Source organism: Streptomyces sp. NPDC006368 (assembly GCF_040612535.1).
In the GTDB taxonomy this organism is placed as follows: Bacteria; Actinomycetota; Actinomycetes; order Streptomycetales; family Streptomycetaceae; genus Streptomyces.
The window spans coordinates 162,404-178,059 of record NZ_JBEXQK010000002.1; the positions used below are offsets into that span (position 1 = coordinate 162,404).

20 protein-coding genes and 1 pseudogene are annotated in these 15,656 nt (G+C 71.8%); 15 read left to right on the forward strand and 6 right to left on the reverse strand.

The window, feature by feature from the left end:
• Positions 1 to 10 precede the first annotated feature (10 nt).
• The 4 genes and pseudogenes from ABZZ38_RS02565 to ABZZ38_RS02580 form a co-directional block, all read left to right on the forward strand.
• Positions 11 to 271, forward strand: a pseudogene (locus ABZZ38_RS02565) (hypothetical protein); the annotation flags it as partial.
• A 57-nt stretch (positions 272 to 328) separates the two neighbouring features.
• Positions 329 to 637, forward strand: coding sequence for an SCO5918 family protein (locus tag ABZZ38_RS02570; protein WP_356734907.1), 309 nt, complete (start codon positions 329 to 331; stop codon positions 635 to 637).
• A 685-nt stretch (positions 638 to 1,322) separates the two neighbouring features.
• Positions 1,323 to 1,712 carry a MerR family transcriptional regulator gene (locus tag ABZZ38_RS02575; RefSeq protein WP_356734909.1) on the forward strand — a complete coding sequence of 130 codons (390 nt, stop codon included), beginning with the start codon at positions 1,323 to 1,325 and terminating at the stop codon, positions 1,710 to 1,712.
• A gap of 290 nt (positions 1,713 to 2,002) precedes the next feature.
• The gene (locus tag ABZZ38_RS02580) at positions 2,003 to 2,731 is read left to right on the forward strand and encodes a GAF and ANTAR domain-containing protein (RefSeq protein WP_356734911.1); all 729 of its coding nucleotides are present in this window, start codon (positions 2,003 to 2,005) and stop codon (positions 2,729 to 2,731) included.
• A 24-nt stretch (positions 2,732 to 2,755) separates the two neighbouring features.
• Here ABZZ38_RS02580 and ABZZ38_RS02585 read toward each other — a convergent pair whose 3' ends face one another.
• The gene (locus ABZZ38_RS02585; RefSeq protein WP_356734913.1) at positions 2,756 to 3,148 is read right to left on the reverse strand and encodes a hypothetical protein; all 393 of its coding nucleotides are present in this window, start codon (positions 3,146 to 3,148) and stop codon (positions 2,756 to 2,758) included.
• Between the two features lie 312 nt (positions 3,149 to 3,460).
• Between ABZZ38_RS02585 and ABZZ38_RS02590 the strand changes: the two genes are divergently transcribed.
• The 9 genes from ABZZ38_RS02590 (at position 3,461) to ABZZ38_RS02630 (ending at position 10,918) form a co-directional block, all read left to right on the forward strand.
• Positions 3,461 to 4,729: a PP2C family protein-serine/threonine phosphatase gene (locus tag ABZZ38_RS02590; RefSeq protein ID WP_356734915.1), complete on the forward strand. Its 1,269-nt coding sequence runs from the start codon at positions 3,461 to 3,463 to the stop codon at positions 4,727 to 4,729.
• Positions 4,730 to 5,130: 401 nt separating this feature from the next.
• Positions 5,131 to 5,241: a keywimysin-related RiPP gene (locus ABZZ38_RS02595; RefSeq protein ID WP_356734917.1), complete on the forward strand. Its 111-nt coding sequence runs from the start codon at positions 5,131 to 5,133 to the stop codon at positions 5,239 to 5,241.
• A gap of 22 nt (positions 5,242 to 5,263) precedes the next feature.
• Positions 5,264 to 7,120, forward strand: coding sequence for a lasso peptide isopeptide bond-forming cyclase (locus tag ABZZ38_RS02600; protein WP_356734919.1), 1,857 nt, complete (start codon positions 5,264 to 5,266; stop codon positions 7,118 to 7,120).
• Positions 7,121 to 7,147: 27 nt separating this feature from the next.
• A complete protein-coding gene (locus tag ABZZ38_RS02605; protein WP_356734921.1) occupies positions 7,148 to 7,402 on the forward strand; it encodes a lasso peptide biosynthesis PqqD family chaperone in 255 nt (84 codons plus the stop codon).
• The gene (locus ABZZ38_RS02610) at positions 7,399 to 7,833 is read left to right on the forward strand and encodes a lasso peptide biosynthesis B2 protein (protein WP_356734923.1); all 435 of its coding nucleotides are present in this window, start codon (positions 7,399 to 7,401) and stop codon (positions 7,831 to 7,833) included. Before ABZZ38_RS02605 ends, ABZZ38_RS02610 begins: the two co-directional genes overlap by 4 nt.
• A gap of 98 nt (positions 7,834 to 7,931) precedes the next feature.
• Positions 7,932 to 9,710 (forward strand): ABC transporter ATP-binding protein, encoded by a 1,779-nt coding sequence (locus tag ABZZ38_RS02615; RefSeq protein ID WP_356735271.1) that lies wholly within the window; start codon positions 7,932 to 7,934, stop codon positions 9,708 to 9,710.
• Between the two features lie 157 nt (positions 9,711 to 9,867).
• On the forward strand, positions 9,868 to 10,236 hold the full coding sequence (locus ABZZ38_RS02620) for an STAS domain-containing protein (protein WP_356734924.1): 369 nt from the start codon (positions 9,868 to 9,870) through the stop codon (positions 10,234 to 10,236).
• A 121-nt stretch (positions 10,237 to 10,357) separates the two neighbouring features.
• Positions 10,358 to 10,714, forward strand: a complete 357-nt coding sequence (locus tag ABZZ38_RS02625; RefSeq protein WP_356734926.1) for a PRC-barrel domain-containing protein — start codon at positions 10,358 to 10,360, stop codon at positions 10,712 to 10,714.
• Positions 10,715 to 10,747: 33 nt separating this feature from the next.
• Positions 10,748 to 10,918, forward strand: a complete 171-nt coding sequence (locus ABZZ38_RS02630) for a hypothetical protein (protein ID WP_356734928.1) — start codon at positions 10,748 to 10,750, stop codon at positions 10,916 to 10,918.
• A 19-nt stretch (positions 10,919 to 10,937) separates the two neighbouring features.
• Here the strand turns inward: ABZZ38_RS02630 and ABZZ38_RS02635 are convergent, their stop codons facing one another.
• Both ABZZ38_RS02635 and ABZZ38_RS02640 read right to left on the reverse strand, forming a co-directional pair.
• Positions 10,938 to 11,372, reverse strand: coding sequence for an ATP-binding protein (locus ABZZ38_RS02635; protein ID WP_356734930.1), 435 nt, complete (start codon positions 11,370 to 11,372; stop codon positions 10,938 to 10,940).
• Between the two features lie 145 nt (positions 11,373 to 11,517).
• Positions 11,518 to 11,964, reverse strand: a complete 447-nt coding sequence (locus ABZZ38_RS02640; protein WP_356735273.1) for a DUF5994 family protein — start codon at positions 11,962 to 11,964, stop codon at positions 11,518 to 11,520.
• 253 nt (positions 11,965 to 12,217) lie between these two features.
• On the opposite strand from ABZZ38_RS02640, the gene ABZZ38_RS02645 reads away from it, so the two are divergent.
• Together ABZZ38_RS02645 and ABZZ38_RS02650 are read left to right on the forward strand one after the other, a co-directional pair.
• A complete protein-coding gene (locus ABZZ38_RS02645; protein ID WP_356734932.1) occupies positions 12,218 to 12,481 on the forward strand; it encodes a hypothetical protein in 264 nt (87 codons plus the stop codon).
• 50 nt (positions 12,482 to 12,531) lie between these two features.
• On the forward strand, positions 12,532 to 12,909 hold the full coding sequence (locus tag ABZZ38_RS02650) for a hypothetical protein (RefSeq protein WP_356734934.1): 378 nt from the start codon (positions 12,532 to 12,534) through the stop codon (positions 12,907 to 12,909).
• Between the two features lie 19 nt (positions 12,910 to 12,928).
• Here the strand turns inward: ABZZ38_RS02650 and ABZZ38_RS02655 are convergent, their stop codons facing one another.
• The 3 genes from ABZZ38_RS02655 to ABZZ38_RS02665 form a co-directional block, all read right to left on the reverse strand.
• Positions 12,929 to 13,183 carry an SCO5918 family protein gene (locus ABZZ38_RS02655; protein ID WP_356734936.1) on the reverse strand — a complete coding sequence of 85 codons (255 nt, stop codon included), beginning with the start codon at positions 13,181 to 13,183 and terminating at the stop codon, positions 12,929 to 12,931.
• Positions 13,184 to 13,255: 72 nt separating this feature from the next.
• Positions 13,256 to 14,857 (reverse strand): DEAD/DEAH box helicase, encoded by a 1,602-nt coding sequence (locus tag ABZZ38_RS02660; protein ID WP_356734938.1) that lies wholly within the window; start codon positions 14,855 to 14,857, stop codon positions 13,256 to 13,258.
• A 258-nt stretch (positions 14,858 to 15,115) separates the two neighbouring features.
• Complete coding sequence (locus ABZZ38_RS02665; protein WP_356734940.1) at positions 15,116 to 15,319, reverse strand: cold-shock protein; 204 nt, start codon at positions 15,317 to 15,319, stop codon at positions 15,116 to 15,118.
• Between the last annotated feature and the right edge of the window lie 337 nt (positions 15,320 to 15,656).

Consider the following 15,656-nt stretch of genomic DNA (forward strand, 5'->3'; position numbering starts at 1 on the left):
GCCGTGCCCGATGGATTCCACCACCGGCACGAGGGGCGGCGACGCCGTGGACGCGCCCGCACCGCAGGTCTGGGACGCCATGACCGTGGAGGTGGCGCTGTCCGTCATGGCCAGTGCCCGCTCCGGTCACCTGCTTGTCTGTGACGAGGACGGCCAGTGCACGCGCCTGATCACTCAGGCCCAGCTCATCGATGTCCGCTCCAGCTCCGCTTACACGGACCGGGTCCGCCTGCGGGACATCGTCGGCGACAGCGGACCGTTCACCTCGCCCCGCACTCTCGCACTGATCCCCCCGGTTGGACCTCTCTCCCTCTCCCTGTGAGGCACCATGCGCTGCATCATCGCCCGTTTCCCGTTCGACCTGACCCGGAGCGGGGTGCTGGAGTCCATGAAGGGCGTCAAGCCCGAACCGGTCACGGGTGAGTCCGTGATCGTCGGCCGCCGCCACTACCCCGTCAAGCAGGTGGGCGCGATCATCACCCGGCAGGACCGCCGCGACTTCACCGCCGCTGAGGTCACCAGGGCCATGGCCAGTCTCGGGTTCACGGTCCGCGCCGTCCCCGAGGCCGCGCCCGTGGGCGTCGTCACTCCGCTCGAGAAGGCGTCGGCGCTGCTCGGCGCACACGCGCCCGTGTAACCACGGGACGGGCGAAAGCCGAGATCAGAACATCCATGAGGGCCCGACCGGCACACGCCGGTCGGGCCCTCATCGCGTGTGCGGGCATCGGACCACCTCCGCCGACCGGGGAAATCTATGCTGGCGGGAGTAGACATTGCGTGGTCACGTGGTTAAGGTTTCTGTCGTAGACGAGGTCAACGAGGCCCACCAGAGACGAACTGGTGGGTAGCAGTACATGAAGTCGCAGGTCGGTGCGGTTGTGGAGTTCCGGAGCCGGGTTTTCGCAGGATGGCGACGGGACTGACAACCGCACCGGGCGGCCCGTGGATCGAGGGGCCGCCGACAGCAACACCAGTAGTTCGCAGCACCGGTCCGTACCGCCCGCGGCCATGAGCAGTACGTGCAGTACGAGCAGCAGCGGTACGGGACCGAAAAGTGGTTGGTCCAGCGGAAGAACGGGAGGAAGCAGACGCCATCAGGATCGCCCGGGCAGAAGGACTCGGCCCGGGTACCGCAAGACCCCGGAATGGAAGGTGGTCCCCGGTCACGCAGCCGCGATCCCCGCACTTCCGCCCTCTCCCGGGCGGTAGCGGAAACAGAAGGTCGGCACCGCAGTAGGGCCGACAGATGGTGTTGAATTTCCTTCGGGGCCCTGGTGCCGTACGGCATCAGGGCCCCTCGACGCGTGCACAACGAGGTGAGGATGACGGCGGAAACACCGCTCAGCGGGCGTCTGGACGACGACGACTACCCCGCGTACACCATGGGACGGGCGGCCGAGATGCTCGGCACCACCCCCGGCTTTCTCCGCGCCATCGGTGAGGCGCGCCTCATCACCCCGCTCCGCTCGCCGGGCGGGCACCGCCGGTACTCCCGCTACCAACTGCGCGTCGCCGCCCGCGCCCGCGAACTGGTCGATCAGGGCATGCCGGTCGAGGCCGCCTGCCGCATCGTCATCCTCGAGGACCAGCTCGAGGAGGCCCAGCGCATCAACGCGGAGATCCACCGCGCCGCCGCAGCAGCCATCCCGTCAGCAGCCCATGCCCCGGCCCCGGCCCCCGCCCCGGCCGGAAAGCAGGACGACGCCCGCTGAGCGCGGCGCTTCCGGTCACCGGAAACCCGCCGCCTCGGGCGGGCAGGCGGGCAAGCGGGGAACCCCTCGGCTCGCTGCGGCCGGCTCCCCCGGGCGCCGTACGCCGTCGGGCGCAGCGCGCACTGCGCCGGACCGGCTCCGCGCGGACGAGGGCCGCGCGCACCGAAGGTGCCACACTGGAAGAGCCGCCCTCGTCGCCTCTCCTCCCGGGGGCCGGGCGGGTATGAACCGCTGGAGCTGTTCCCTCGGGTCGCCGATCGCGGACCCGGTGGTCCGGAAGTGGAACGACCATGGATGACGGGCCCACCACAGACGTCGGTGATCTGACGTCGCTGCTGTTGGAAGCCGATGGCGTCGATGAGTTCCTGCACGCCCTCGTCGACCGTGCCCTGCGACGCAGCCCGGCGGCCGACGGGTGCGGCATCACGCTGCAGCGTCAAGGCCGGCCCCTTACGGTGGCCGGCGCCGGCGCGACCGCCAAGAAGTTGGATGAGAAACAGTACGGCCAGGATGACGGCCCGTGCCTCCGGTCCCTGCGCTCCGGTGAAGAAGTGATCGTCGCCGACATGGCGGACGAGCGGTCGTGGGGCGACTATCCGGCCTACGCCGTGGCGTGCGGCACCCGCTCCTCCGTCTCACTGCCGATCGCCGCCCACACGCACACGGCCGGCGCCCTGAACCTGTACTTCGCCCGGCCGCACGGCCACACGCATGTCGATATGCCCTACCTGCGAGGGCTGGCAGCCCAGGCCACCGGTGCGATCGCGCTGGCGCAACGGATCGGCGACGCCCAGGAGTTCGCCGACGACCTGCATACCGCGCTCACGTCCCGCACCGTCATCGACCAGGCGATCGGCGTCATCATGGGACAGCAGCGGTGCACCGCCGAACAGGCCTTCGCCATCCTGCGCGGCGCCTCCCAGCACCGCAACATCAAACTGCGCGACCTGTGCGCCGAGCTCCTGGCGGGCATCTCCGGTCAGCCGCCGTCCGAGCGCCCTCTGCGCCCCCGGCCCTGACCCGCGCCGGGGTGGCGGTCACGCTCACCGTAAGGCGCCGTCGCCCCGCCGCGCGGCCGGTTCCGAGGGGGGACGGCAGCCGCGCGCGACGGCCAGGGCGCCGGACAGCGTGGCGGTCACCAGGAGCGTCCGGTGGACGCCGGCGATGCGGAAGACCTTCCGGGCCAGTGGTTGACGTGCCAGCACGCACAGTGCGACTCCCCGGCTGTGGGCGACCCGGCGGACCCGCAGCAGCACATTGACCATGGCGGCGGTGACCAGTGACGTACGCACATCGATGACGACCGTACGCGCCCCGGAACGTGACACCACCGCGCACAGGGAGCGCTCAGCGAGGTCTTCCCCGTCGACATCGATCACGTCGTCGATCTCGATCAGGACTTGGTCGGCGCTGAGACGGTGGCACGGAAACAGCAACGCGGGCTCCTCGAAGGCATGCCTGTGGGAGGGGCCGCTTCCTGACCACCGTCGACCCCCGTACCCCTCCTTCCGAGGATCATGCGGCGGAGCGGCAAGGCGTCCCCCGGACCCCACCTCCGGCCCGTGCCGCGGAACGCACCGCGAGCGAGTGCCGGGCCGTAGGCTGAGGAGACAGCCGTTCCGGGCTTCTCGTTTTCGTCCGCCGTGCAGCAGGACCTCGGCCCCCTCCGCGTTGAGGCCGACGGGCGGACACGGGCCGTCCCCTATCCGATGGGTCGTGCCGTGGCGACGCTTCATGATTCCGCCCTCATGCTCAGGGGGCTTCTACGGGCCAGCCACCTGGCCACCTTCGAGCAGTTGCCGTCGCTCATGGCGCGGCACGCCGCCGGCGCGGGCCTGGACCGGGCGCGGTTCTACGTGGCGGACCTGCGCGAAGAGGTACTGCGGGAAGCCACCGGTGAGGGGATCGACGCGGGCGCGGGTGGCCAGGAGCTGCGTATCGACGCCACCCTGGCCGGCCGGGTCTTCCAGAGCATGCGGGCCCTGTCCGCCACGGTCGACGGCCGTCGGCAGCACTGGCTGCCGATCCTCGACGGCGCCGAACGCCTGGGCGTACTCCTCGTCGAAACCGGCGCCGGTCCCGAAGCCGGTACCCACGCCGGTGCGAGCGCCGACGCGCACGCGGATGAGGCGGGCGATGAGGCGGGCGACGACGCGGGTGATGAGGCGATGCGGGACCTGGCGTCGCTGATGGGCATGCTGCTGGTCTCCAAGCGCACCCACAGCGACTCCTACGCGCGCCTCACCCGGCTCTGTCCCATGTCGGTCTCCGCCGAGATGCAGTGGACCCTGATGCCGCCGCGGACCTTCGCCAACCACCGTGTGACCATCGCCGCCGCCATGGAACCCGCCTACGCCACCGCGGGTGACGCCTTCGACTACGCCATCGCCGGTGACACCGCCCACCTGGCGATCTTCGACGCCATGGGCCACGACACCGCCGCCGGACTGACCGCCAACCTCGCCCTGGCCACCTGCCGCAACCAGCGACGCGAGGGTGCCGACCCGACCGAAGCCGCCCGGGCCATCGAGACCATGCTGATCGAGGAGTTCGCCCGGGACCGCTACACCACCGGGATCCTGGCCGACCTCGACCTCGCCACCGGCCTGCTGACGTGGCTCAACTGCGGCCACCACCCGCCCGTCCTCATCCGCGGCGGACGCTGGACCACCACGCTGACCTGTGCGCCGACCCACCCCCTCGGCACCGGCCTCGGGCTCCCCGCCACCTTGTGCCGTGAACAGCTCGAACCGGGTGACCGGCTGCTGCTGTACACCGACGGCATCACCGAAGCGCGTGACGCCGACGGACACGAGTTCGGGCGCGACCGGTTCGTCGACTTCATCATTCGCCACCAGGCCGACGAGTTGCCCGTGCCCGAAACCCTGCGCCGGCTCGTACGAGCGGTGCTCGAACACCACGACGGCAAGCTGAACGACGACGCCAGCGTGCTGCTGTGCGAATGGCACGGGCCCGAGCGGAGTACGGACGTGGCGGACGCCATGGATATGGACTGACCAGCCGAAGGGAGCGCGGCGCCAGGCGCGATTGCGCCCCCTAGTGCGCCGTCTGCGCAGGTCAACGACCACTGCGCGCCCCCGCCGGCCGAGCGCTTCTCGATGCGCAGGTCAAAACGTTTCTCCGACTCCGCAAACCGATAAGCACCTGATGTGCCGGTGGCGAAAAACCGCTCGGCAACACCACAGCCAGCCGGTCATTTTTCCTACTCCTTCGCACTTCTCATACCATCCAATTTCCTTCGGCGGCCTTGTCATGGCACCCACTCGTGCAGCTAGCTGTTGCCTGCGTCCGCTTCTTCGGCCCGGGTTCCCGATGGGCTCGGGCAGGACGGCCGGGACCGGTATCCGGATCCCGCCGAACAGGGAGGCGGCGTGACACCCCGCACTGAGGAGTGGTCATGAAGAAGGCATACGAGGCGCCGACGCTCGTCCGGCTCGGGACGTTCCGGAAGAAGACGGGGCTTCTGCAGTTCCGCGGAAACGACCGGCTCATCCTGAGCAAGAACTGACCGACGGCTCTTGACCCGAGTCATGACTGAACTGCACGAGAGTGCGGGGACGGGCCCCGGCGACGCGCACTTCACGGTCTTCACCGACCGGGAGGGCGCGGCCGCCGTGGCCCGCTCCTTCGCCCGCGGCGGGACACGCGTCCTGAACCACCCCTCGGGCCGGCCCTGGCTGGTGGGGCGGTGGCACGACGGGGACATCGTCACGGCGCGCGCCGGCCGCGCGGCCCTCGCCGTCATCGGCTGCTGCCCGATCGACGCGGCGGAACTGGAGCGCCACGCCGGGCGGCTGCGCGACCTCGCCGAACTCGACGCACTGGCCCGCTCCCTTCCCGGCAGTTTCCATCTCGTGGCCGCTCTCGACGGGCGGCTCCGCGTGCAGGGCACCGCGTCCGGGCTCCGGCTGGTCTTCCACGCGGAGATCGAGGGCGTGACGGTCGCCGCCACCCGCGCCGACGTACTCGCCGCCGCGCTCCGCGCCGACCCGGACGAGGAGCAGCTCGCCGTCCGGCTTCTGTGGCCGGTCCCCCATCCGCTCGCCGAGGCGCCGATGTGGCGTGGGGTCACCGCCGTACCCCCGCAGGACGCGCTGATCGTCGCACCGGACGGACGGGCCGCACGCCACTCGCGCTGGTGGACGCCGCCCGAGCCGGTACGCCCGCTCGCCGACTCCGCGCCGCTCGTCCGCGAAGCCCTGGCCGCGGCGGTCGACGCCCGTACCCACCAGGGGGGTGTGGTCAGCTGCGACCTGTCCGGCGGCCTGGACTCCACGTCCATCTGCTTCCTGGCCGCGCGCTCCCCGGCCCGGGTGGTGGCCAGTACCTGGCCGGGCCGTGACCCGGCGGACACCGATCTGCAGTGGGCCGAGCAGGCGGCCAAAGCCCTGCCGGAGATCGAGCACGTCGTCTGGGACGCCGCCGCGTCCCCGCTCGTCTACACCGATCTGCTCTCCATCGACGACCTGCTGGACGAGCCGACCATCGGCGTCATGGACCGTTCACGGGTCCTGCACCACCTGCCCGGCATGGCCGAGCGCGGCAGCCGGCTGCATCTGACGGGCATCGGCGGCGATCACGTGGCCTGGTGCTCCGAGGCGTACTACCACCGGCTGCTGCGTACCCGGCCGCTGTTCGCCCTGCGGCAGCTGCGCGGCTTCCGGGCCCTGTGGCAATGGCCGCTGGGCGGTACGGTCCGCGCGCTGGCCGACTCCCGGCCGTACGGGACGTGGCTGGCCGACTCCAGCGACCGGCTGCGCGACCCACTGCCCGCCACCGTCGGCACGAGCCTCGGCTGGGGCATGCCCCCCCGGCTCTTCGACTGGGTCACCCCCGACGCCGAGCGGGCGGCGCGGCGGGCGCTGCGCGAGGCCGCCGCGAGCGCCGTCCCGCACCACCCCGACCGCGGTCTGCACGCCGACCTGGAGCAGATCCGCGCCTGTACGCGCATCATCCGCCAGTGGGACCGGATGGCGGCGAAGGCCGGTGTGCCGATGGCCTCGCCGTTCCTCGACGACCGTGTCATCGAGGCGTGCCTGGCGGTCCGCCCGAGCGAGCGCGTCACACCCTGGCGGTACAAGCCCGTCCTGACCGCCGCCATGAGCGGCGTCGTGCCCGACGCGTGCCTGCGGCGCACCAACAAGGCCGCGGCCTCCATGGACGCCGCCGACGGGCTGCGCGAACACCGCGCCGACCTGCTGGCGCTGTGGGACGACTCCCGGCTGGAACGGCTCGGCCTGGTCGACGGCGCCGCCCTGCGCCGGCTCGCCGAGCGGCCGGCCACACCCGAACTGCGGGACGCGGTCCTCTACTCGACCATCGCCGCCGAGGTCTGGCTGCGCGGTCTCGACCGGAGCACCGAGCCCCGGACGCCCGCCCCCTCCTGACGTCAGCCCAGCAGAAAGGTCACAGGCATGGCATTGAAGTTCGGCGCCGATGTCTCCACCGCCGAGACCGACTACGGCACGGTCCTCCTGGACGAACGCGCCGGGGCGTACTGGGAGCTCAATCCCACCGGCACCCTGGTGGTCAGGACGCTGATGGCGGGCGGCGACGAAGCGGACGCGGTCGCCGCGCTCGCCGCGGAGTTCGCCATCGACCCCGACCGGGCGAAGCGGGACGTCGACGCCCTCGTACAGGAGCTGCGCGCGTCGGGGCTGGCCGAATGACCACACCCAGCGCCCTGGAGCGGCCCGCCGGAGTGCCCCTCGGGCGGCGGCTGGCCGCCCGCCTCGTCCTGCTCCCCGCGCTCGTGCTCTGTCTCCTGCCGCCCCGCCGGCTCCGCGCCGTGCTCGGGCTGGTCCGCCGCGGAGCCGCGCCGGCCACCGCCGCGCAGGCCGAGGACGCGCGGGACGCCATCTGCGCGGTGAGCCTGCGGTGCGCGGGACCGCAGGGCTGTCTGCCGCGTTCCCTGGGGGCGGCGCTGCTGTGCCGTCTCTCGGGGACCTGGCCGACCTGGTGCACCGGGGTACGTGTGGTGCCGCCGTTCACCGCGCACGCCTGGATCGAGGCGGGCGGCCGTCCCGTGGGCGAGGGGGTGCCCGACGACTACTTCACCCGGCTGATGACGGTCGCCCCCGTGAGCCGACCGGCCCGATGACCGGCCCCGGCGCGGACGAGGCACCGCCGGGCGGCGACGGCGACCTGAAGCGGCCGGGCGGCGACGGTGATCGTTCCACCCGTGCCGCGGTCGCCACCATGTACCGGTTGACCAGCGGCCACCGGGCCTCCGTCGTCGTCGCCACCGTCCTCACGCTGGCCGGCTCCGCGCTCGGCCTGGCACAACCGCTCGTCGCCAAGCACGTCGTGGACGCGAGCGGGCACGGACGGATGGCGGGGCCCCTGCTGCTGCTCCTGGCCGTCCTGTTCGTCGCCGAAGCGGTGACGGGCGCGGTGGGCCGGTTCGTTCTGGAGCGCATGGGCGAGGGGATCGTACGCGGGCTGCGCCACAGCCTGGTGGCGCGGCTGCTCCGGCTGGAGATGCGGGAGTACGACCGGCACCGCGGCGGTGACCTGATCTCCCGGGTCACGGCTGACACCACCCTGTTGAGGGAGGTCGCCTCCCAGGCGCTGGTCGACCTCGTGACCGGCTCGCTCGTCGCCGCCGGCGCGATCGTCCTCATGGTGTGGATCGACCCCCTGCTGCTGCTCCTGGTCGCCCTGACCGTCGCCGGCGCCGCCGTCATCGTCGCCTCCCTGCTCAAGGGCATCCGGGCCGCCTCCGAACGCATGCAGACCTCCGTCGGCGCGATCGCCGCCGACCTGGAACGCGCACTCGGCGCCCTGCCGATGGTCCGCGTGCACCGCGCGGAGGAACGCGAAGCGGCACGGATCGGCGAACGCGTCGAAGCGGCGTACGGCGCGGGCGTACGGACCGCGAAACTCGCGTCCCTGATGAGCCCGGCCGTCGAACTCGCCGTCCAGGGCTCCTTCCTGATCGTCCTCGTCATCGGCGGCCTGCGGGTGAACGGGCAGGCCAACACACTCGGCGACCTGGTCGCCTTCCTGCTGTACGCCTCCTACCTGGTCCTGCCCCTGTCCTCGGTGTTCCGCGCTGTCGGCCTCATCCAGCGCGGCATGGGTGCCTACCAGCGCGTCGACCAGGCGCTCCGCCTGCCCGCCGAACCACCGGGCCCGCATACGCGAACGCGAACACCCGCGCCCACGCCCGCCGTCCGGGCACGTCCACGCGAACCGGCCCGGCGGACCGTCCCGTACGACGAGCCCGCGCTCGCCCTGCGCGACGTCAGCTTCGGCTACGACCCGGACCGGCCGGTGCTGCGCGGCGTCACGTTCGCCGTCCCCCGCCGCTGCCAGACGGCCCTGGTCGGCCGGTCGGGCGCCGGCAAGAGCACGGTCTTCGCCCTGATCGCCAGGTTCTACGAACCGGACTCCGGCACCCTGCTGTTCGACGGATCGCCCGCCTCCGCACTGAGCCGCGCCGCATGCCGCGAACGCATCGCCGTCGTCGACCAGAACACCCACGTCGTCCACGGCACGCTGTGGGACAACATCACCTACGCCGCCCCCGAGGCCACCGATTCCGAGGTGCGACGCGTCGTCGAGCTGGCCCAGCTGGACGGGGTCGTACGGCGACTGCCGGGTGGGCTGCGGGGGATGCTCGGCGAGCGCGGCGGCACCCTCTCGGCGGGAGAGCGCCAGCGGGTGGCCCTGGCGCGCGCCCTGCTCGCCCACCCCCGGCTCCTCCTGCTGGACGAGCCGACCTCCCACCTCGACACCATCAACGAAACCGCCCTCACGACCGTCATGAAGGACATCGCCCGGGAGTGCGCCGTGCTGGTGATCGCCCACCGGCTCTCCACCGTCCAGCACGCCGACCGGATCGTCGTACTGGACAACGGCGGCGTCGCCGCCTGCGGACGCCACGAGGAACTGCTCGCCGGCAGCCCGACCTACCGCGCACTGGCCGCCGGACAGATGCTCCGCCCGGCCACCGCGCCGCCCTTCCCCCGGTGAACCCCGGTGCCGCCCCGCGAAGGCGCTCGGCGGCCACCCATTCGCACCGGACCGCCACACGGCAGAGTGAACCCGGCCCCCGCACGTGCCCCCCGGAGCGCACGGGGCCGTTGATCACGATGTGAACACTGCGACCCCGAGCCACATACTGACCAGAATGAGCCCGCCCGGCTCCGGCGCGGATCCCGCATCCGGAGCCCTACCAGCCGTTGTCCGTTCGTGCCGGAGCCACGATGACCACACCCTGTTCATCGAAGTGCAGCACGAAGTCGACCACTACAGCGCCGGGCCCCTGCGTGTGATGCTCACCGCGGCAGCCGCCTACGGCTACCACCACATCGCCGTGGACTCCCAGCGCGTCACGTTCGCCGACTCCGCCTTCCTCAACGCGCTGGACTCCTGGCAACGCGACGGCCGGACCGTCCGGATCACCCGGCTCTCCCCAGCGGTCACCCGCCTTCTCCGGGCCACCCGCATCACCTCCCCACGGCGCGGCTGGACCACCGCGGAGGAGGCGCCGATGTAGGCCGGGCCGGGACAACCGGCCGCGCGTGACGCGTCCCGCACCCGGTCGGTCCTCGTGTGGCGTGCCGTCGGGTGGCGGGGCAGGCTGGACAGGACAGGGTGGCGCGCAGGGAGAGGACCGCATGATCCGTTCAGCCGACATCCGCGAGTGGCGCAACCATGACGTCGTCGACCTCAAGGGGCGCAAGATCGGCGGGCTGGAAGCGGTGTACGTGGACACCACCACGGACGAACCCGCCATGGCCACCGTACGGACCGGGCTGCCCACCCGTCAGCGCCTGGTGTTCGTCCCGCTCGACGAGGCGATCGTCGGGCCGGGCTACGTCAGAGTCCCGTACGACAAGGGCACGGTCCGCAAGTGCCCGTCCATCGGGACCGACGACGTGTTGGCCGCGGAGGAGGAGGAAGCGGTCTTCCACCACTACGGCATGGCCTACCAGCCCGGAGCGGGCGGCGAGCGGAAGCTGGCGCGCCGCTGACCGGCCCCTGTTCACGGAGGAGGTACCCAGAGCATGGCGATCTTCCTGTTCCTGATCCTCGTCGCCATCATTCTCGGCCTCATCGGCGTCGTGGCCGAGGGGCTGATGTTCCTGCTGGTCATCGGCATCATCGTCCTCGTGGTCGACGTGGTCTTCTACGCCGTGCGCTGGATTCGGCGGGGCCGTAGCCGCCCGCTCCGGTAACCGTGGTCACCCGGGACGCTCACCACGGGAGGAAGACGTGCACCTCTTTGCCCTGGAGGCCCGTCACGACGCTGACCTGGTCGGCGAGCGCGTTGATCAGGTGCCAGCCGACTCCGCCGGTGTTGCGCCACGGTGACCAGCGGCGCGGTGTCGGCGGGGTCGGGTTGGTGTCCCGTACGACGATGTGGACACCGTCGAACGTGCGCCGCAGCCGGAGGGTGAACGGGCCCGGCGCGTACTGCACCGCGTTGCTCGCCAGCTCCGTCACCACCAGCAGGATGTCGTCCCGCCGGTCCGGTACGCCGGGTGGTGAGGCCCGTTCGAGCGCGTCGAGATAGCCGCCCGCGGCGAGCCGCGCCGATGTGACGCTCTGCACCAGCCCGTCGAAGGACGCCACGAGGTCGTCGACGCCCCACTGGGGCGCGCCGCCGTCCGTCAGGGGCCCGGTGGGCATGCCTGCTTCCTTCCCGCTGGATTTCCGGATCGTCGCCGTTTCATAGGCGCGGGTGCCCAACGGGGCCGGGGGCATGCCCCGCCGGCCGTCCCGCCCGGCATGCGGTGCCGGTCGGGCGGCCACGCGGAGCCGCGGTCCGGGTCGCTCAGCGCCGCGGTGGCTCGGCCGGTCCCGGGGCCGCGCCGGTGTCGATGAGGATCTGCCGGGCGTCGGTCGCGTTGTCGGCGCTGACCGCGCGGGCCATCGCCGCGTGGGCGGCCTGCGGTGCCGCGTACGGCGGGATGACCAGGAGCGAGAAGTGGTCCTGGCCGCCCCGGCTGATGAGGACGGTGTCGTCCCCGACGGGGAAGGAGTCGATGTGGACGACGCGGTCGTCGACGACCAGCCGGGTCGGCAGCGCCTCCCAGGCGGCGGCGTCCAGTCCGACGCGGGTGATCGGACCCAGGTGCTCGGTCAGGGCCCTGAGGAGGGCGGGCAGTTCGGCTCCGACGTCCCGGGAACGGGGCCACCACGCTCCGTCGACCACGCCCTCACGGGACCGTGTCGTCGCCAGTCGCAGGACGGCCGCCCCCGGCCTGGCGCCCTGCGGCACCGCGTCGCCCGGCGCGTCGGGCGCGCCCCGCGTCTCCGGGGTTTCCGCCTCGTCCGGAGCTTCCGGCACATCCGCTGGTTCCGGAGCTTCCTGCGCGTCGGGAAGGAACCTCGCCCGCGCGGGGGTGTCGGGATCGGTCATGGCGTAACGCCCGTTCGCAGACACGGACAATCTGTTCCTTCACGGTACTCCGCACGGTGGCACCCCGGTTATCACCTGGCAGGGCCGCCGTGCGACGGTGCACGATATGGACATGGAGTCAGAGACGCAGATGCCCGCGCCCGGGCACGCCGAAGTACGGGTCGTCGCGGCGACACCCGAGGTGGCCCGCAGGGTGGCGGAGGTACTGCGCCGCTGCTTCGCCGCGACGGAGCAGCGCAGCTACCCCGCCGGCCAGGAAGGCGGCACGCGTCTTCACCTCACCGTGGACACCACGCAGCCGGCCGGCCCGGCGCAGTCGTGGCTGGCCACCAGCGAGTCGTCCGCCGACGAACGGGAACAGACCGACGGCCTCTGAGCCTTGGGGAGGCTCCCGCGCAGCGGTGTCCGGCTTGTAGGGTCGGGCCCATGACGAAGCCTGATGACCTGCTCGTGAACGTCGCGGCCACCGTGGAAGCCGAGCAGTCCAATCAGATGTCCCTCACCGTCGTGGTCGACGGCGCGGTCATCACCGGGCGGCTCGCCCCCGAAGCCGTATGGAGGGACCGGGTCGCCGAGGTCCTCAGGGACTCCGAGCGACTCGGTGCGTTCTCCACCGTCTTCGGGGCTCACGACGCCGGCTCACGCTCCCGTGGGGAGCCGAAGACGCCCACGCATCTGCACTTCCACGTCGCCCGGATCCTGCAGGGCACCGTGGGGATCCCCGAGACCGGTGGGATGTACCGGGTGGCCATCGAGGACGTGAGCGCGTGGACGGTGGGCGACTTCAGCTACACCGACGGCTGAGCGCCGCGGCGCTCGCGGCTCAGAGCGATTCGGTGGTGGCCGTGTGGGTGACGCAGGTGAAGCCCAGGCGCGTGAGCGCCCGGGTGACCTCGCCGGCGGTGAAGTCCCGCCGGTCCTGCTTCGTGATCACCTCGCCGACCTGCTTGACGGGATAGGTACGGCGGCCGATGACGACGCAGGGACCGATGGCCGGTTCCGGACGGATGCCGGACATCAGGTCCTGGACCTCGCTCATGACGAAGTCGAAGGGGAAGCGGGCGATGACGCAGCGCATGATGCCTCAACAGGGTCGCAGGGATCGGTAGGACGGGACGGCGGGACGCCAGGGGGACCAGAGCCGGGCGGTTCAGGCCGCGGCGCTGCCTCCGGACCGGGGGCGGCGCCGGGAGGTCGCCGGGCGCTGCGTCTGGCTCTGCGCCGTACCGCTGCCCGTACGGCCCTGGGCCGTGCCGCCGCTCGTACGGCTCTGCTTCGCACCGGTCGTGCGGCTCTGGGCCGCACCGGCCGCGCGGCCCGGGCGCCCGGCGCCACCACGCCTGCGGCGGGAGGAGGAGCCGGTGGCCCGTGCCGCCGGCTGCGGGGCCGGAGCCGTGATCGTGACCGGGACTCCGGAGGGTGTCCGGGCGCCGGTGATACGGGTCAGCTCGGCTTCGCCGGAGCGTACGGCGGTGGTCTGCGGCGTGATGCCCGCGTCCGCCATGAGCCCGTTGACGGTACGACGCTGGTGGGGCAGGACGAGGGTGACGACGCTGCCGGACTCGCCGGCCCGCGCGGTGCGCCCGCCGCGGTGCAGGTAGTCCTTGTGGTCGGTGGGCGGGTCGACGTTGACGACGAGGTCGAGGTCGTCGACGTGGATGCCGCGGGCCGCCACGTTGGTCGCGACCAGGACGTTGACGTGCCCGTCCTTGAACTGGGCGAGGGTGCGGGTGCGCTGCGGCTGGGACTTGCCGCCGTGCAGCGCCGAGGCCCGTACACCGCTCTTGAGCAGGTGCTTGGTGAGCCGGTCCACCGCGTGCTTGGTGTCCAGGAACATGATCACGCGGCCGTCGCGGGCGGCGATCTCGGTGGCCGTGGCGTTCTTGTCGGTGTCGTGGACGTGGAGCACGTGGTGTTCCATCGTGGTCACGGCTCCGGCCGACGGGTCGACGGAGTGGACGACCGGGTCGTGCAGATAGCGCCGGACGAGGGCGTCGACGTTCCGGTCGAGCGTGGCCGAGAAGAGCAACCGCTGACCGTCGGAGCGCGTCCGGTCGATCAGTCCGGTGATCTGGGGCAGGAAGCCCATGTCCGTCATCTGGTCGGCTTCGTCCAGCACGGTGATGGCGACGTCGTCCAGGCTGCAGTCGCCCCGGTCGACGAGGTCCCTGAGCCGGCCGGGGGTCGCGACGACGACCTCGGCCCCCTCGCGCAGGGCGCCGGCCTGGCGGCCGATCGACATGCCGCCGACGACGGTGGTCTGCCGCAGCTTGAGGACCCGGGCGTACGGGGTCAGGGCGTCCGTCACCTGCTGCGCGAGCTCACGGGTGGGAACCAGGACGAGCGCCAGCGGCCGTCGGGACTCGGCGCGCTGCCCGGCGAGCCGGGCGAGCATGGCGAGCCCGAAGGCGAGCGTCTTGCCGGAGCCGGTGCGACCACGGCCCAGGACGTCACGGCCCGCCAGGGAGTTCGGGAGGGTCGCCGCCTGGATGGGGAACGGGACCGTCACCCCTTCGGCGGCGAGGGCCACGAGCAGCTGCTCGGGCATGTCCAGGTCCGCGAACTCCGCGACGGCCGGCAGGGGCGGGGTGTGGGTCACCGGGACGGTGAAATCACCCTGGAGCGGGGCGGAGCCTCGACCGGGGCGCTGGGCGCGGGCCGCGCCGCTGGGCGCTTTACCGCGACGCGACGACGGCGCGTCGCTCTTGCGCGTACGGGTCTGAGCTCCCTGGAAACGGGATGCACGGGGCATGGAAAACTTCCTCAACAAACATATCGAGGAAATTTCGGCCCTCGACTTCGCCGGGCGGTACGGAAATCTGCGCGACCGGCGGAACAGGTCGGTCGTGGAACAGGGAAAGCGAAGTCCGTCGCCTCATACAGGCGGCCGTCGGCCTGGCCGAGCGGTCGCCGTTCCGACCCCGGCGCGCGCCGGGGGGTGCCGTGGAAAACACGGCGCCGGGGCCCGCACCCCACGGTGCGGGCCCCGGCCGCGTCAAGCGCTTCGCGATCAGGCGGGAACGATGTTCTCCGCCTGCGGGCCCTTCTGGCCCTGCGTCACGTCGAAGCTCACCTTCTGGCCTTCCTGAAGCTCACGGAAGCCGCTGGTGGCGATGTTCGAGTAGTGGGCGAAGACGTCGGCGCCGCCGCCGTCCTGCTGGATGAAGCCGAAGCCCTTTTCGGCGTTGAACCACTTCACGATGCCAGTAGCCATGTTTTTCTCCATTCGGGGAATTCGGGCTCACACTGCGCAAGCCCCGCATCGCGGCGATGATTGACCCGTCCGGAAAATACCGGCAACACGAAAGTGCTCAACCATCTGGCCGATGGAAGGGCACGTGAGATCTGGGAACCACAACTGCAACTGACACCGACAGTAGCACGGCACATTGGCCGACGCACGGCTTTCCTTTCCGTGATCTCGGACTCGAACTCGCGGCGATGTCGCGTGGCGGGAGAAAATCTTTCCGCCTCCCGGCCCTCTTTCTTCAGCGGCCGATTGAGATTTCTTCCGCGCGTGTTCCTCCTCCCCGGGCGGGGCGCGCGGCGCG

Coding starts and splice junctions, on each gene's coding strand:
- ABZZ38_RS02605 (WP_356734921.1), top strand. CDS start 7,148: ATGGCATTGAAGTTCGGCGCCGATGTCTCCACCGCCGAGACCGACTAC.
- ABZZ38_RS02610 (WP_356734923.1), top strand. CDS start 7,399: ATGACCACACCCAGCGCCCTGGAGCGGCCCGCCGGAGTGCCCCTCGGG.
- ABZZ38_RS02630 (WP_356734928.1), top strand. CDS start 10,748: ATGGCGATCTTCCTGTTCCTGATCCTCGTCGCCATCATTCTCGGCCTC.
- ABZZ38_RS02625 (WP_356734926.1), top strand. CDS start 10,358: ATGATCCGTTCAGCCGACATCCGCGAGTGGCGCAACCATGACGTCGTC.
- ABZZ38_RS02660 (WP_356734938.1), bottom strand. CDS start 14,857: ATGCCCCGTGCATCCCGTTTCCAGGGAGCTCAGACCCGTACGCGCAAG.
- ABZZ38_RS02570 (WP_356734907.1), top strand. CDS start 329: ATGCGCTGCATCATCGCCCGTTTCCCGTTCGACCTGACCCGGAGCGGG.
- ABZZ38_RS02595 (WP_356734917.1), top strand. CDS start 5,131: ATGAAGAAGGCATACGAGGCGCCGACGCTCGTCCGGCTCGGGACGTTC.
- ABZZ38_RS02600 (WP_356734919.1), top strand. CDS start 5,264: ATGACTGAACTGCACGAGAGTGCGGGGACGGGCCCCGGCGACGCGCAC.
- ABZZ38_RS02590 (WP_356734915.1), top strand. CDS start 3,461: ATGCTCAGGGGGCTTCTACGGGCCAGCCACCTGGCCACCTTCGAGCAG.
- ABZZ38_RS02615 (WP_356735271.1), top strand. CDS start 7,932: ATGTACCGGTTGACCAGCGGCCACCGGGCCTCCGTCGTCGTCGCCACC.
- ABZZ38_RS02665 (WP_356734940.1), bottom strand. CDS start 15,319: ATGGCTACTGGCATCGTGAAGTGGTTCAACGCCGAAAAGGGCTTCGGC.
- ABZZ38_RS02575 (WP_356734909.1), top strand. CDS start 1,323: ATGACGGCGGAAACACCGCTCAGCGGGCGTCTGGACGACGACGACTAC.
- ABZZ38_RS02620 (WP_356734924.1), top strand. CDS start 9,868: ATGAGCCCGCCCGGCTCCGGCGCGGATCCCGCATCCGGAGCCCTACCA.
- ABZZ38_RS02645 (WP_356734932.1), top strand. CDS start 12,218: ATGGAGTCAGAGACGCAGATGCCCGCGCCCGGGCACGCCGAAGTACGG.
- ABZZ38_RS02580 (WP_356734911.1), top strand. CDS start 2,003: ATGGATGACGGGCCCACCACAGACGTCGGTGATCTGACGTCGCTGCTG.
- ABZZ38_RS02655 (WP_356734936.1), bottom strand. CDS start 13,183: ATGCGCTGCGTCATCGCCCGCTTCCCCTTCGACTTCGTCATGAGCGAG.
- ABZZ38_RS02635 (WP_356734930.1), bottom strand. CDS start 11,372: ATGCCCACCGGGCCCCTGACGGACGGCGGCGCGCCCCAGTGGGGCGTC.
- ABZZ38_RS02650 (WP_356734934.1), top strand. CDS start 12,532: ATGACGAAGCCTGATGACCTGCTCGTGAACGTCGCGGCCACCGTGGAA.